13 protein-coding genes and 3 pseudogenes are annotated in these 14,096 nt (G+C 69.8%); 13 read left to right on the forward strand and 3 right to left on the reverse strand.

The window, feature by feature from the left end:
• Positions 1 to 314 precede the first annotated feature (314 nt).
• Positions 315 to 950: a hypothetical protein gene (locus ACZ7DE_RS38485; protein ID WP_470769045.1), complete on the reverse strand. Its 636-nt coding sequence runs from the start codon at positions 948 to 950 to the stop codon at positions 315 to 317.
• 311 nt (positions 951 to 1,261) lie between these two features.
• Here ACZ7DE_RS38485 and ACZ7DE_RS38490 point away from each other — a divergent pair, with 311 nt between their 5' ends.
• Positions 1,262 to 2,053 (forward strand): hypothetical protein, encoded by a 792-nt coding sequence (locus ACZ7DE_RS38490; protein ID WP_470769046.1) that lies wholly within the window; start codon positions 1,262 to 1,264, stop codon positions 2,051 to 2,053.
• Positions 2,054 to 2,073: 20 nt separating this feature from the next.
• Positions 2,074 to 2,532 carry a hypothetical protein gene (locus tag ACZ7DE_RS38495; RefSeq protein WP_470769081.1) on the forward strand — a complete coding sequence of 153 codons (459 nt, stop codon included), beginning with the start codon at positions 2,074 to 2,076 and terminating at the stop codon, positions 2,530 to 2,532.
• 60 nt (positions 2,533 to 2,592) lie between these two features.
• Here the strand turns inward: ACZ7DE_RS38495 and ACZ7DE_RS38500 are convergent.
• Positions 2,593 to 2,856 (reverse strand): annotated as a pseudogene (locus tag ACZ7DE_RS38500) (IS481 family transposase); the annotation flags it as partial.
• Between ACZ7DE_RS38500 and ACZ7DE_RS38505 the strand changes: the two are divergent.
• A pseudogene (locus ACZ7DE_RS38505) lies at positions 2,789 to 3,064 on the forward strand (ATP-binding protein); the annotation flags it as partial. The pseudogenes ACZ7DE_RS38500 and ACZ7DE_RS38505 overlap by 68 nt on opposite strands.
• Positions 3,065 to 3,149: 85 nt before the next feature.
• Positions 3,150 to 3,545, forward strand: a complete 396-nt coding sequence (locus ACZ7DE_RS38510) for a hypothetical protein (RefSeq protein WP_470769047.1) — start codon at positions 3,150 to 3,152, stop codon at positions 3,543 to 3,545.
• 168 nt (positions 3,546 to 3,713) lie between these two features.
• Here ACZ7DE_RS38510 and ACZ7DE_RS38515 read toward each other — a convergent pair whose 3' ends face one another.
• Positions 3,714 to 4,100 (reverse strand): hypothetical protein, encoded by a 387-nt coding sequence (locus ACZ7DE_RS38515; protein ID WP_470769048.1) that lies wholly within the window; start codon positions 4,098 to 4,100, stop codon positions 3,714 to 3,716.
• A 1,317-nt stretch (positions 4,101 to 5,417) separates the two neighbouring features.
• Between ACZ7DE_RS38515 and ACZ7DE_RS38520 the strand changes: the two genes are divergently transcribed.
• The 9 genes and pseudogenes from ACZ7DE_RS38520 (at position 5,418) to ACZ7DE_RS38560 (ending at position 14,062) form a co-directional block, all read left to right on the forward strand.
• Positions 5,418 to 6,329 carry a polyprenyl synthetase family protein gene (locus ACZ7DE_RS38520; RefSeq protein ID WP_470769049.1) on the forward strand — a complete coding sequence of 304 codons (912 nt, stop codon included), beginning with the start codon at positions 5,418 to 5,420 and terminating at the stop codon, positions 6,327 to 6,329.
• A gap of 146 nt (positions 6,330 to 6,475) precedes the next feature.
• Positions 6,476 to 7,519, forward strand: coding sequence for a terpene synthase family protein (locus ACZ7DE_RS38525; RefSeq protein ID WP_470769050.1), 1,044 nt, complete (start codon positions 6,476 to 6,478; stop codon positions 7,517 to 7,519).
• Positions 7,520 to 7,580: 61 nt separating this feature from the next.
• Positions 7,581 to 7,679: pseudogene (locus tag ACZ7DE_RS38530) on the forward strand (DUF6417 family protein); the annotation flags it as partial.
• 22 nt (positions 7,680 to 7,701) lie between these two features.
• On the forward strand, positions 7,702 to 7,794 hold the full coding sequence (locus ACZ7DE_RS38535) for a DUF6417 family protein (RefSeq protein ID WP_470769078.1): 93 nt from the start codon (positions 7,702 to 7,704) through the stop codon (positions 7,792 to 7,794).
• A 306-nt stretch (positions 7,795 to 8,100) separates the two neighbouring features.
• Positions 8,101 to 8,526 carry a hypothetical protein gene (locus ACZ7DE_RS38540; protein WP_470769051.1) on the forward strand — a complete coding sequence of 142 codons (426 nt, stop codon included), beginning with the start codon at positions 8,101 to 8,103 and terminating at the stop codon, positions 8,524 to 8,526.
• A gap of 460 nt (positions 8,527 to 8,986) precedes the next feature.
• Entirely contained in the window at positions 8,987 to 11,692 is a 2,706-nt protein-coding gene (locus tag ACZ7DE_RS38545) for a helix-turn-helix transcriptional regulator (protein ID WP_470769052.1), read from the forward strand.
• A gap of 62 nt (positions 11,693 to 11,754) precedes the next feature.
• Positions 11,755 to 12,210 carry an SRPBCC family protein gene (locus ACZ7DE_RS38550; RefSeq protein WP_470769053.1) on the forward strand — a complete coding sequence of 152 codons (456 nt, stop codon included), beginning with the start codon at positions 11,755 to 11,757 and terminating at the stop codon, positions 12,208 to 12,210.
• Positions 12,211 to 12,227: 17 nt separating this feature from the next.
• A complete protein-coding gene (locus ACZ7DE_RS38555; RefSeq protein WP_470769054.1) occupies positions 12,228 to 13,673 on the forward strand; it encodes an MFS transporter in 1,446 nt (481 codons plus the stop codon).
• Positions 13,622 to 14,062 carry an SRPBCC family protein gene (locus ACZ7DE_RS38560; protein ID WP_470769055.1) on the forward strand — a complete coding sequence of 147 codons (441 nt, stop codon included), beginning with the start codon at positions 13,622 to 13,624 and terminating at the stop codon, positions 14,060 to 14,062. Before ACZ7DE_RS38555 ends, ACZ7DE_RS38560 begins: the two co-directional genes overlap by 52 nt.
• The last annotated feature ends 34 nt before the right edge of the window (positions 14,063 to 14,096 follow it).

Below are 14,096 nucleotides of genomic sequence, written 5' to 3' on the forward strand. Positions count from 1 at the left end.
GCAGCGCGATCGCGGGGGCAACCGGCCTGTTCAAGACCGAACCAATCAAGCCTCGCCGGCCCTGGAAGACTCTGTCCGACGTCGAACTGGCCACGCGAGCCGCGAGGGCCTGCGCCTGCGCTACCGAAACGGCGACGGCGAACACGTCACCCCGCAGGTCCGCCACCTGAAGCGGGCGACGCCGTTGGGGGAGAGGTCGGGGATGGTGAAGGCGGTGTTGGACAGTGACCGCGTGAACGACTCGCCAATGGAGTAGTCACATGATCAGCTGGATAGCGACAACCTTGCCGGCCTCGGCCACCGGGGCCGCCTGGTCATCGTTCGGAACGGCTGACAGCACCTGGTGCGCGGCCCGCGAGCCAGACGGCGATCCGCTTTTGCAACTCGCGGTCGGAACTGCCCCTCCACGACGCGAACCATTCCAACTGGCGCAGGATGTTCTCCGAGCGGTCCGGGTGGCCCACCGCGACTACGTCGACGCCCGTCTCACTCGTCGAGCAACTGATGTACACGCTGCTGTCGAGCGCCATCATGCCGAACCCCGGGTGGCCCGCGCGAATGCCGAGGAACGCCGATGCCGCACCCCGGCCCATGAGGTCCCAGCGCTCCAGGAGCCGGACCTTGGTCCAGACCGCCGGTGCGGCGCGGCGGCCCCAGTACAAGTCCTGCAAGAAGGCGCCGTGTGTACGGGTGCGCCCGGGAAGCAGGACGAGGAACTCGCGCCGCTGGTCGAAAAGACCCGAGGAAACAGCCAGGTCGTACCAGTCCTCGTTGAGACGCTCGACAAGCCGTGGGGTCTCGTACCCGTGAGAGAAGCCACCGACGATGTCCTCGGGACCATATCCGAAGACGAACGGCATCGTGCCGTCCGGCACGGCGTTCGGGATCACCTCAAGGCCGGCCCGCCGCAGCGGCCGATACATCTTACGTTCGCGCTCCTGGATACCCACAGGTCAGTGTTTACCAGGCCCGGCGCACCAAAATTTCCCCGGTCAGCGCTCCTGTTTCCCGCCCCCCGGATCGGACCGGTGCTCGGATCAGCCGCGTGAACGGCCGGACAGGTCCTAGCCGTGCCGGAGCAGGGACCAGATGCCCTCGACCCGGTTGAGTTCGGGTGCGTAGGAGGGCGCTGGTAGACGGTCAGCCAGTCACGGCCATCACCAGCTCACGGCCGCGCCCACCCCGATGCGGCCCGGCGCCGCGCCGATCACCGCTGCGGTTGACTGGTATCGGCCACACCTCCGCCCGTCAGGAGCACACCGTGGAAGACCTGTTGAACACGCTCCACCTGGCCGTGCTGAACGCTGCCAGCGCGGGACACAAGGCCGTCACCTCGGACCTCGGCGCCGACCCGCAGCGCCTCATGGAAGTCTTCCTCAATCCGACGGGCCTCGCGGCCAACCTCCGCCGCGTCAGCGACGCCGCGATCCGGGAGTCCCTGGCCGCCACCGGCGTCCCGGCCGAGGTCCGCTGGCGGGTGAATCCCCTGGACGGCCTCACCGAGCTCCGGAACTCCGACCCCCGCCATGCGCTGGGGCCCCATCACGCCATCGGCGTCGCCGCCGAACTGGGCGGCACGATCGTGGCCGCCCACCTCCTCAAGCTGAACGGCATCACCCTCGACTCTGCAATCGGCTTCGGCCCCTCCGGCCTCGTCGGCACCATTCCCGGTATCGACCACCTCCGCGGCCGGTCCACGCCCCTGGTCTCCCGACATCCCGATCCGGCCCAGGCACTCGCCATCGCCCTTCCGGTCAGGGGAGAGGACCGGCGCCGGGCACTCCGCCTTCTCGCCGAGCTCGCTCCTGCCGTACCGGAGTTCCGCATCTCCGGGTCCCCGCTTTCCGACCTCGCCGCCGTCGCCCAGGACGACCATCTCGCCGCATGCCTCGGTCTCGGCCAGGGCCCGGACCGGACCGCTCCGGGCCTCGCCGTGGTCCGCGCCTGCGGCGGCGCCGTCCATGAGGGGCACACTGCGGACGGCCTCCGTGTCGAGATCGGGGGAGTCCCCGAACTTGTGGACGCTGTGGCGGATTTGGTGATAGTTAGATGATCTGATCAAGGGGAGAGGTCATGCCACGAAGACTCGGACCGGTGCCGTCCACGCACTACGAGCATCTGACGTCAGACTCCGCCTACGGGTCATCCCGGATCCGGGTCTCCCAACCCCACCCCATCGACCTCGAACGTCCCGCCACCGGCGCCCACCGCGCCACCCTCGCCTGCGCCACCTGCGGCGACCCCGTCGAGATCACCGTCCTCAGTCTCGCCGCCACCAAGCTCTGGCGCCTCGGCTGGCTCCTGGCCTCCGGCCTCGGCCTGGCGCTGGTGGTGACGTGCATCCTGGGCGTGATCAGCACCGGCCCGGACGGCGGCGCACTGCCCGTTTTCACCCTCGGCCTGCTGGCCGGCATCCTGCTCTCCGTCTACGCCATCCTGCACTGGCGGCACGAGGACGGAGTCCGCGGCCCCGGCCTCCCCTGGCGCAGCGGCCGCCACTACGTCCGCCACTTCTGGGCCGGCCCACGCTGACAGCGGAGCCGAGGAGATCAAGCCGCGGACCGGTCCGTTGGGGGGAAGACGGTTGGCCGGGTGCGATCGCACCGTCTTGATCCGCGTTCCCGCAACCAGCAGATGGATCACCGACGTGTCGACCCAGAACGTCACCGTCAGCCCCGACCGCGTGGGACCGAGCCAGAACTGCTGGCCCGCAACCTGCTGATTCCCACTCGCAGGCACCACCCGCTCGAACTCCACCGGCCCACCGGGCTCCACCGGAACCGGCACCGCCTCAGGCGGATCCGCAGGACCCTCGGGCACGACATCAGCAGGATCTGCGGTCACGGGAGCCGTCCTGTCGGCGGTCCGCCACCTCAGGGCAGACGAGGGCCAGGGCCGGCTGATCAGCAAGCTCACCAGCTACCTCCGCCCCGCCGGCCTCGTGGTCGACGAGGTGGGCTACCAGTTGCTGGAGCGGGCCGAGGCGAACCTGGTCTTCGAGGTGATCTCCAAGCGTTACGAGAGAGGCTCGATCATCCTGACCTCGAACAAGTCCTTCGGCAAAGCGCATATGTTCCGGCGAAGCTGTGTCAGGCAGTGCCGAAACTTCACGGGTTCCGGCAGGAACGCGGATGCTGCATGATCGAACGATGCTGGTCGAACTGGTGAAGGTCGCGAAGTTTCCTTGGAGCCCGTGGCTGGCTCAGGTCCGGACGCCGTTCGGAGAGACAGCGGTCCGCTGGTGCGGTGACCAGGCCGTGAAGCCGGGCAAGTACCACGTTGAGTGGACGGTCGATGAGGACATCGTCTGGGGGCGGAACGCGAAACCCGCTGCCGGCGTCGGACCGGGAGTCCGACCTGTCGGGCACTGCGTTGTCCTGCGCGGACGGCTGAACGCCACAGTGGACGGCGCCGCCGTGCTGGACTTCGATGGCACGCACATCCTGCTGGACCTTGCTGATCCGCTGCCCGACGGTGTCGTCGGCACATGGGTCGAGCTCTTCATCGAGCGCGAGAAGATCGCGCTCTGCCCGTACGAACTCTGACCAGACGTCAGCGGTCGAAGACATGGGCGGTGGCGGCCTCGGCCTCGCCGTCCGCTGGGAACGCCGAACCGAACTGCACGACGTCTTCGTCTCATTGACCTGGGCCACATCTGCTGGAGACGGTTGAAGAACCACCGATCCCGATCGTGTAGCTACAACTCACACCACTCACCCAGGGGACCGGCTGCCCGCGCCCTGGGTGAAGTCGTACACCAGGCCCCACGCCCGATCGGTGTCCAGGACAAAGTCGCCCGTGAATACGGCGAGGTCGTCCATGATCGGGACTTCGACCTCGGCACTCGAGGGCGCGATGCCGTCTCCTGCGAGCAGAGACATCCGCTCGGCGTCACTCATCAGATGCACTACCGCGTGATCACCTCCGAAGGCCAGGATCAGCACCGGGAACTCCTTGTCCGGCGACCGAACCTCCATGTACCCCTGGCCGCAGGAACGCAGGTCGTTGAAGCGATCTGACAGGCCCGTCACCTCTGAACATCTCTCAACCGGATGGAACAGTCTAGATTCCGGTGACGTCGCCGCCCACATCACGCTCATCCAGCCACTCTTCCCCACATAAGCCGTCGCCCGCGCCCCAGGGCCACGCTCCCACGCTCCACCGCGAGAGGACTACTGGGACTGGGCCGCATGATCGTGTTACGAGCTCTATGGGGGACGTACAGGTTGTCGATGTAGCGGACGGACCCATACTTCGATATCCGAAGTCGTGCCGGCCTGGCGCACATGCTCCTGCTGCTCGGCGAGGTACGGGCCGAAGCCGGGCGCACCGGCCCCGCCCGCGAAGCGCTCAACGAGGGCGCTCACCCTGGCCGAGGAGGTTAACGTGCCGCGCATGGTCCGTCAGATCACCGAAGACCTGGAACGTCTGCGCGAGGGGCGGCCGTTACGGAGCGCCATCTCGCACACATCGGACTTGTGACGCGGCGGCGACGGTTGGCTTCGCGCAGACGTCCGGACGTACAAGTCCGCGTGCCGGGCCGACTCGGCTCACGCCTGGCTGATGACGGATGTGGCGCGGGACGCCAGCGTTCTACCAGCAAATGAAGCCGCGTCTCGATGCCTACGCCGCCCACGTCAGCCACTCGCGCACGACGTCGGCCTCGGTGGTCGACGGGCGCAGCGCCCACGGCGCCGACAACCTCCGCGCGGCGAACACCGACTCCAGCGCGGCCCTGCGCCGCCGGTACGGCCACCCGGTCGTATCCGTCCCGGACAGCCGCAACAGATCGAAAGCGGAGGCGCGTGAGTTCGCGGAATCCCGTCCTGGGAGGAGCCGGAACCCGCACAGGCGTCGCAGGCCAGTGCGGCATCGCGTACGGGTTTGGCGCCAGGGGAGCGATTTATCTTGCACACAGCGCGCCGGTTTCCTCCGCCGCGTTTCGTGCGGGCACCTCAGCAGCAGGAACACATGGCGCCGGCTGCGGGCACGGGCGTACGGGGTCCTGCGCGAGGGTTGGAGGGTGCCGCCGCCGGGTTCCCGGGAGCTCGCGGCCAGAACCGATGACGACCGCGTGCCAGGGGCTGTTCCAAGGCTCCCGGCTAGCCGACGGAGGTCGCAGAAGAGGTCCGACTGCATGGTCGGCTGGCTGGTATCGGCGGGGAGTGCGGGGCGCAGTGTGTCGTGCGTACGGGAGTGAGCGGGTCGGTGTGTGCGTCGCGCGCTGGCCGTCGCGCCCTGCACGGTGCGCCGCCCGTCGCCGGATCCTGGCGTGAGCATGACCTTGATTTTCGGAAGGGGTTCCAGTGGCTGTCGCTCCACGTGATGGTGCAACCATCCTGACGGAGGCCGCGACCGTTGTGGCCCCGTTGCTACGGTCTCAGGTCAACGCCCTTCCTCCTCACGTCCGCCATGTCGTGGGGCTGCATTTCGGCTGGTGGACCGACGACGGAAACGCCCTGGACGCTTCGGACGTCCACAAGGCCGTCCGGCCTGCCCTCGCCCTGCTCACCTGCCAGGCGGTGCTCGGTGAACTGCAGGCCGCCAAGGCCGCTGCGGTGGCGGTGGAGTTGGTCCACAACGCCAGTCTGCTCCACGACGACATCATCGACCAGGACCCGCTGCGGCGCGGCCGGAAGGCGCTGTGGGCGGCCAAAGGGGTGCCGGCGGCGATCCTGGCCGGCGACGCCCTGTTCTTCGCCGCCGTCCAAACCCTCACCGACGCACCGAACGCGGGCCGCACCGTACCGGTGCTTCTGGCCGCCGTGCAGACCCTGATCGAGGGCGAGTACCTCGACATTCTTACGGAGACCGGCACCGAGGTCAGCGAGGACCGGGCCATGGCGGTCGCGGCGGGCAAGACCGGCGCGCTCCTGGCCTGCGCCTGCGAACTCGGCGCGCTCGGGGGCGGCGCCGCCCCCGAGCGCGCCCAGCTCTATCGACGCTTCGGCCGCCGCCTGGGCACCGCCTACCAGTGCGTCGACGACGTCCTCGGCATCTGGGGCGAGGAATCGGTGACGGGCAAACCCGCCCTGTCCGACCTGCGCTCCCTCAAGGTCACCATCCCCATCGCGGTCGCCATGGCCGGCAACACCCCACAGTCCCAAGCCCTGCGCACCCTTTACCGCACGAGCGCGCCGCTGGGCGAGGAGGACTGTCTGCGCGCGCGGGACCTGATCGAGCAGACCGGCGCACGGGACGCCACACTGCGCCGGGCCCAGCGGCACATTGCCATAGCTCTCGAACACCTCGCGCGAGCCACCCCGGATCCCGTTCCTGCTGCCGAATTGGCCTCCCTCGCCCGCCTCCTCGTCCGCCGTGACCACTGACCTGCGGACAACCGGACCGCACAGACCACCGCTCCCGACCCGTGGACCAGCACGCACTGTCAACCGACGCCTCGTAACCGACACGCCCGGCGGTGCCGTCACCCGGCGCAGCAGCTGCGCGAGCAGCACACCCAGAAAGGCACCCCATGACCCCGCTCGAAATCGCCGAGTTCTTCCAAATCCCCGCGGAGTGGCCGGTCAACCCCGATGGTCCGGCCGCCGACGAACAGGCCGTCCTGTGGGCACAGCGAACCCGCCAGGCCCTCACGCCGGAGGAGGTCACATTCGTCCGCAACGCCACCTACGGCCAGTCCATGGGCACGGCCTTCCAACGTGCCAGGGGCGAGCGGCTGCAGGCCATCACCGATTGGGTCACCTGTGCGTTCTTTCTCGACGACATGTTTCTCGGCATGCTCAAGCATCCGGGCAGGGTGGAGGTCGTCCTGAACGACGCTGTCGAGGTCATGTACGCCCTGCCGGGAAATCTGCGGCGACCATTGAAGGGACCGGAACGAGGACTCTTCGACGTGATGGAGCGATTGCGGGAACTGGGACCGCCGCGCTGGGTGGCCCGGTTCCAGCAGGGCATGCGGCTCTGGATGGCCGGCATCCACCAGAAGCAGTTCGCCCTCTCAACCGGGGCCTCCATCGGGCTGGAGGCGTATTGGCGCATCCGGCCCGCGGACATCGGGGTGACGCCTGGCTTCCCTCTGCTGGAGATGGTCGGGGAGAACTACCTCCCGGAAATGGTCGCATCGAGCCACGAGATCGAACGCTTACAGGTCCTCGTATGCGAAGCAATCGCGATCCAGAACGATGTCGTGTCGATCGGACGCGACCGGCGCGACCGGGACCTCAACCTGATCCTGGTACTCGAAGACGCCTACGGGATGACGGAGGAAGAGGCCCGGGACAAGTGCCGCGAGTGGTACTTCGAACGGATCGCGGAATTCGACACGCTACGGCCCGTTCTCCAGCAGCACTGCGCGCATCTTCCCGCCCCCGAACGCGAAGTCGTCCATGACGTGCTCCAGGACTACCGGGACCTCTTCCACGGCACCATGCACGCCCAGATGCGCTCAGGGCGCTACAACCACACCCTGGAGAACGCGCCGTCCCCCACAGGGACAGGCGGCCGGCCGGCCTTCCTGGACGAGTACGCCGACGTGTTCACCGAACGCGGCTTGTGATCAGCGCCTCCTCAGCCCACTACGCGGTGACCTGCCGAGGGCCGGTGACGTTGCCCTGATCATGGACGGCTACGAGCACCTTGACCTTGAAGAGATCGACTTCGCTCCCATGGAGCACAACACCGAACGGTTGCGCCTGCTGAAACTGGACGAGACGCGTGACCTGATCAGCGTGCTGCGTACTGCGTGCTGTCGCTGTGGAGGGCGGGACGGTCGCGGGGAGGGCGGACCGGCTGGCACGGGAAATCGGGGGACGCATTCCGCCGGAAAGCTGACCTTGCTGCGGGCCGCAGTAGCAAGAGGATGCGAAGCCGTTTCCCACCTGCCTCCGGCTGAGGTGACGCGGTGGCTGTTACCCACCGGACCCGCTTCCCGCCGAGTGTCCGGCCCTGGCGGGACCGCGCCCGTACACCGTGGACGGCGTGCCAAGCGAGTGTGGACGGTGTGCCAACGACAGGGGAATGACCGCCGTACATCCTTGTGATCGCCGCAGAGACGTCTGGGACTTGCCACAGGATAGGCCTCTCATTTCAAGACCGATGCGGTCAGCTCAGCCAACCCGTCAACAGAAAGGGAAGCCCATGCCGATTTCTCGTTTCATGAAGAGTGCGCTGACGGCGGCGGTAGCGACTGCGGGGTTGGTGGTGTTTGATGCAGCTCCGGCCCTTGCAAGTCAAGATGTTACTGTCCATGTTCTGCAGTGCGCATTCGAGTACTGCCCCTCTGCAGGGTACGGGTGGTTCCATGCCGATCCGAGCGGGAGTCTTCCCGGTGACGCGCTGAAAGCCTGCGACCTGCACGCCGATGGCCGTGGCATAAAGGCGACGCTGACTAATCGAGACACCGGCAAAGTCATTCGCACCGCCGATACCTCAGGTCACGCTTCGCCCTACTGCACGGATTGGAAAACCGGTGACCTTCCGGAGCAGACCCGGGTCTGGGTCGACGTGTGCACGACGGGCGCGGAGCCGCGCACATGTGCTTACGGTGCCGAGGGATGGAGTTGACGGCTTCTTCGCCGCCACGATCCGCTCGGGCGCGTATTCACCGATTCGCCTACAACGGCTGACACCGCGGCCGGCCGTTCGGCCTCGCCGCCTCCCTCATCACCCACCGCCACCTCCGACGCCGTTGTCACGGCCGACGAGCAGGTGGTAGAGCAGCGCGAAGAACGTCCGCTGGGGGTGGTCTTGGTCTCCGGCGGCAGCTCATTGGGCGTGGCGTCGGCGGCCGCCCCGTCGCGGCGGCAGGCGGGCACCGGGGCTGCGTCCAGGGCGACGCGCTCATGGCGGCAGTCTGTCGGTTCGGCAATAAGCTCTCCGCATGGCGATGGCACCGGCTGAACTCGAGGCGCGGAAGTGCGCAGCACCTTGTTCCTGAACTGGGAGCTGACGACATCGAGGCCCGCAGGCGGTGGGCCGCTGAACCGACCTGTCCGTTCCGTGGTGCGCGTGACATGATCCCGTTGTGGATTTGCTTCCGATTTCAAGCTATTTCCCACCAGGTGGGCGCGCTGCCATAACCGATCTGATCGCGGCGGCCAGGTCCGGTCGTGGTGGTGCGGTGGTGGTCCGCGGTGAGGCGGGCATCGGCAAGACCACTCTCCTGCGGCATGTCCTGGACGCGCAGGACGGGTTGCGGGTGCTGTGGGTGAACGGGGCCGAGTTCGAGGCGGACTTCGCCTACGCGGCGGTGCATCAGCTCACCCGGCCGTTGCACGACCGGATCGGGCGGCTGCCGGCCCGGCAGGGGAACGATCTGTCGGTGGCGTTCGGGCTCGGGGAAGGCAGCGCGCCCAGTCGGTTCGCGGTGGCACTCGGTGTGTTGGGGCTGCTGTCGGAGGCGGCGGGGGAGTCGCCCGTGGTCTGCGTCGTGGATGACGCGCAGTGGCTCGACCGGGCGTCGGCGCAGGTTCTGGCGTTCGCGGCGCGGAGGATCGGCGCGGAGCCGATCGCGCTCGTGTTCGGGTTGCGCGATCCGCACGGTGTCGACGAGCTGGACGGGCTGCCGGAGCTGAAGCTGTCGGGCTTGTCCGATCAGGCGGCCCGCGACCTGCTGGCGTCCGGGGTTCCGGTGCCGCTGGACGACCGGGTGCGTGAGCGGATTCTCGCCGAGGCGCGCGGCAATCCGCTCGCGCTGCTGGAACTGCCGCGCAGGCTCGGTCCCGCCGGACTCGCGGGCGGATTCGGGCTGCCCACTCCCGCCTCGCCGGCGAACCGGATCGAGCAGAGTTACCGGGAGCGGGTCTCCCGGCTGTCGCCCGGAGCCCGGATGTTGCTGCTGATCGCGGCCTCCGAGCCGCTCGGCGACCCGGGTCTGCTGTGGCGGGCCGCGGATCTGTTCGACCTGAAACCGGAGGCCGGAACCGAGGCCGAAGCGGAGGAGCTGATCGAGTTGGGAGGCCGGTCCCGGTTCCGGCACCCGCTGGTGCGGTCGGCCGTGTACGCCGCCGCGTCACCGGCCGACCGGCGGCTCGTCCACAGAGCGCTCGCCGACGTCACCGACCCGCAGACCGATCCCGACCGGCGCTCCTGGCACCGGTCTCAGGCCGCAACCCGGCCCGATGAGGACGTCGCGGCCGATCTGCTGCGCAGCGCGGAGCGGGCCCGGCGGCGGGGCGGGGTGGCGGCCGAGGCCGCGTTCCTCCAACAGGCCGCGTCCCTCACTCCCGATCCCCGGTTCCGGGCCAAGCGCAGCCTCGCCGCGGCACGGGCGGCGCTGGAGGCCGGCGCCTTCGAGACCGCGATCACCCTGGTCGACGCGGCCGAGCACGGCCCCATCGACGACGCCGGGCGGGTCGAGGCCGAACTCGCCCGCGCACAGGCGGCGTTCTTCCGCGACGGCGCGGCCGACGCCGTCGGCCATCTGATCCGGGCCGCCGGACTCGACCCCGCCCGGGCCCGGCTGTACCTGCTGGACGCGCTGCAGGCGGGGCTCGTCGTCGGTCGGTCCTCGCCCGCCTGCCGCACCGCCCTTCAGGCGGCCCGGCAGGCACCCGCTCCCCCGGGGCACCGCACCGGCGCCGACGACCTGCTGGACACGCTGGTCGCCTACCTCGACGGGGATCTCGCGACGGTGTCCGTACTGTCCCGCATGCTGTCGGACACGACCGACCCGCTGTGGTCACGGCGCCTGTCGCTGGCGGCGCTGCTCGCCGTAGAACTGTGGGACTTCGCCCTGGAGGAACGATTCGCCACCCAGGCCGTCGTAGCGGCCCGGAGCTGCGGAGCGCTGATGATCCTGCCGGTCGGCCTCTGGATGCGGGCCATGGCCGCCGCCCAGCGCGGCGCGCTGCTCGACGCCTCCGCCCTGCTCGGCGAGGCCGACGGCATCGCCGAGGTGACCGGGGTCCCGGTCCACTGGTACGGCCACCTGCAGGTCGCGGCCGTGCGCGGCCGGCCCGCCGAAGCCAGGCCGCTGATCGACCGGGTGCTGGCCGAGTCGCGGGGCCGCCGCAAGGGGATGCTGACGGCGATGGCCCACAGCGCCGCCGCGTTCTACGCCAACGGCGTCGCCGACCACCGGGCGGCGCTCGAATCGGCGACGCTGGCACTCGCCGACGGCGACCTGTCGACGAGCAGCATGGCACTGCCCGAACTGGTCGAGGCGGCGGTGCGGTGCGGCCAGGACGCCGTCGCCCGGGAGGCGTTCGCCCGGCTCGACGAGCACACGCGGGCCGCGGGCACCGACTGGGCGCTCGGGGTGCGCGCGGCTCTCGGCGCCCTGCTGTCGGACGAGCCGGAAGCCCTGCATGCCGAGGCGGTGTCCAGGCTGGGCGCCGGCGGCATGCGGACCTGGCACGGCCGGGCCCTGCTGCACCAAGGGGCGTGGCTGCGCCGCGACGGCCGCCGCCGTGAGTCGCTGGAGGCCCTGCGCGCGGCCCACGACCTGTTCACCACGACGGGCGCGGAGGGATTCGCCGAACGGGCCCGGGCCGAACTGGCCGCCGCGGGCGAGCAGGCCAGATCGGTGACGAGAGGGGTGCTGGAGGCGCTCACCGGCCAGGAACTCAACATAGCCCGGCTCGTCGCGACCGGCGCCACCTCCCGCGAGGTCGCGGACCGGCTCTTCCTCAGCCCCCGGACGATCGACGCCCACCTGCGCAACATCTTCAAGAAGCTCGACATCACCTCGCGCCGCCAGCTCACCGACCTCGTCACCCAGGCGATCTAGGTGACGGTCTAGGCGACTTTCACCGAAGAGCGGCCGGGTCTCGCCACAGCAGACTCGGCCGCATGGACAACCCGCCCGCCGGCATCGACCGCGCCGCCCCCGTCGTCGCCCGCCACGAACTGACGATCAGAGCTCCCGCCGCCGCGGTCTGGGGGTTACTGACCGACGTGCCCGCCTGGCCGTCCTGGCAGCCCGACATCGTCTCCGCACGCGCCCGCACGCCGTTGACGCCGGGCGCGACGTTCCACTGGCGCACCGCGGCCCTCGACATCGCCTCCACCGTCTACGCGATGGAGGCGCCCCGCCTCATCCTCTGGGGCGGCCCGGCCCAGGGCATCGTCGCCGTACATCAGTGGACGCTCATCTCGTCCGGCCCCACCGCGACCCTCGTCACGACCGAGGAATCGTGGGACGGCGCCCCGGTGCGGGCCGACGCCGCCAACATCCGGCAGGCGCTCGACGACTCCCTCGCCCAATGGCTCGGCCACCTCAAGACCGCCGCAGAGAAACCGCGATGACCGCTGTGGAGTCCGCCATGCGCAAGCGATCCCGCGGCGCCGCCCTCACCGCTCTGGCCGCCGCGCAGTTCACCGTCATGCTCGCGACGTCGATCGTGAACGTCGCGCTGCCCCAGATCCGCGACGGCGTCGGTCTGTCGGACGGCGGCACCACCTGGGTGGTCAACGCCTACGGCCTGGCGTTCGGAGCCCTGCTGCTCGCCGGCGGGCGAGCAGCAGACTTGCTGGGACGCCGCCGGGTGCTGTTCGCGGGCCTCGCGCTCTTCGGGGCGGCCTCGGCGGCAGCGGGACTGGCGACGTCGCCCGCCGTCCTCATCGGTGCCCGCGCGGTGCAGGGGACCGGCGCCGCGGTCGTCGCCCCCGCGGCCCTCGCCCTGGTGATGGACCTCTACCCGCCGGGGCCGGGGCGGGGCAGGGCGCTGGGTATCTGGGGCGCGGTGTCCGGCGCCGGAGGCGCGGCGGGGGTCGTCCTCGGCGGCGTGCTGAACCAGGCGTGGGGCTGGCCATGGATCTTCCACGCGGTCGCTGTCGGAACCTTCCTGTGCCTGGGCGCCTCAACCGTCCTCGTCCCACAGACCGCGGCAGCGGAGGCGGCTCGCTTCGATCTCCCCGGCACCGCCACGCTCGGCCTCGCGCTGACCGGTCTGGTGTGGGGGCTGACCACCGCCCGCAACGACGGGTGGACGGACGGCCCCGTACTCGGCGCCTTCGTGCTGGCGGCCGTCCTCGGGGCGGCGTTCGTCCTGATCGAACGGCGCAGCCGCCACCCGCTCGTGCCGCCCAGGCTGTTCGCCGGGGGCCGGGTGACCGCAGGAAACGTCCTGATGGGCCTGTTCGGTTCGGTATGGATCGCGCTGTTCTTCTTCCTGCCGCTCTACCAGCAGCAGGTCCTCGGCGCCGGCCCGCTGGTCACCGGTCTCGGACAACTCCCCCTCGCCGCCGCGAACATGCTCGGCGCGACCCTCGCACCGCGGATCGCACGCCGGCTCGGCGCCACGGCCACGGTGATCGGAGCACTGCTCACCGAGGCCGCCGGAATGCTGTGGCTCTCGCGCATCGGCGTGCACGGAAGCTTCGTCACCGATGTCCTGGGCCCGAGCGTCCTGGTCGGCCTCGGCCTGAGCGTCGCATTCGTCCAGCTCACCGCCCTCTCCATCGAAGGCGTGGCCAAGGACGACTCCGGGGTGGCCGGGGGACTGGTGAACACCACACGCCAGGTCGGCGGTGCGATCGGCCTGGCGGTGCTGACCACCGTCGCCGGAACCGTCACCTCGGCCGCCCACCGGCCACACCTGGAGGCGCTGACCGAGGGATACCGCACCGCGTTCGCCATCTCCGCCGCGGTCCTTGCGGCAACCGCCCTTCTCGCCTCTCTTCTGACCCGTTCGAACACGAAAGCAGGGAAAGCACCATGCGTACCATCGACGAATCCGCTCCCGTCGTCGTCCGGCTCTCGACCGTGATCGACGCTCCGCTGGAGACGGTGTGGAACCTGCACACCGGCATCGACGCCTGGGCCGATTGGAACACGCACGTCGACGAGGCCAAGCTCGACGGCCCGCTCCAGCCCGGCAGCTCCTTCCGCTGGAAGACCCACGGACTCGACATCACCTCCACCCTCCACGAGATCGTTCCCGGTGCCCGGATCGTCTGGGGCGGCCCCGCGAACGGCATCGACGGCGTCCATGTGTGGACCTTCGAAGCCGACGGCGGCCAGGTGACCGTCCGCACCGAGGAGTCCTGGGCCGGTGCCCCCGTCGAGGCCGCCGTCGAAGAACTCGGCCAAGCCCTCGAACGGTCCCTCCAGTCCTGGCTCGTGGCCCTCAAGTCGCATGCGGAACAGCGCTCCTGACTGACCATCTCCACCACCGACCCCACCGAGCGAC

It is taken from the genome of Streptomyces sp. NPDC037083 (assembly GCF_055606485.1).

What these genes read in the sequence shown, in the direction of transcription:
- ACZ7DE_RS38495 (WP_470769081.1), top strand. Translation starts at nt 2,074, where the DNA reads ATGCCACGAAGACTCGGACCGGTGCCGTCCACGCACTACGAGCATCTG.
- ACZ7DE_RS38510 (WP_470769047.1), top strand. Translation starts at nt 3,150, where the DNA reads ATGCTGGTCGAACTGGTGAAGGTCGCGAAGTTTCCTTGGAGCCCGTGG.
- ACZ7DE_RS38515 (WP_470769048.1), bottom strand. Translation starts at nt 4,100, where the DNA reads ATGAGCGTGATGTGGGCGGCGACGTCACCGGAATCTAGACTGTTCCAT.
- ACZ7DE_RS38525 (WP_470769050.1), top strand. Translation starts at nt 6,476, where the DNA reads ATGACCCCGCTCGAAATCGCCGAGTTCTTCCAAATCCCCGCGGAGTGG.
- ACZ7DE_RS38540 (WP_470769051.1), top strand. Translation starts at nt 8,101, where the DNA reads ATGCCGATTTCTCGTTTCATGAAGAGTGCGCTGACGGCGGCGGTAGCG.
- ACZ7DE_RS38550 (WP_470769053.1), top strand. Translation starts at nt 11,755, where the DNA reads ATGGACAACCCGCCCGCCGGCATCGACCGCGCCGCCCCCGTCGTCGCC.
- ACZ7DE_RS38555 (WP_470769054.1), top strand. Translation starts at nt 12,228, where the DNA reads ATGCGCAAGCGATCCCGCGGCGCCGCCCTCACCGCTCTGGCCGCCGCG.
- ACZ7DE_RS38560 (WP_470769055.1), top strand. Translation starts at nt 13,622, where the DNA reads ATGCGTACCATCGACGAATCCGCTCCCGTCGTCGTCCGGCTCTCGACC.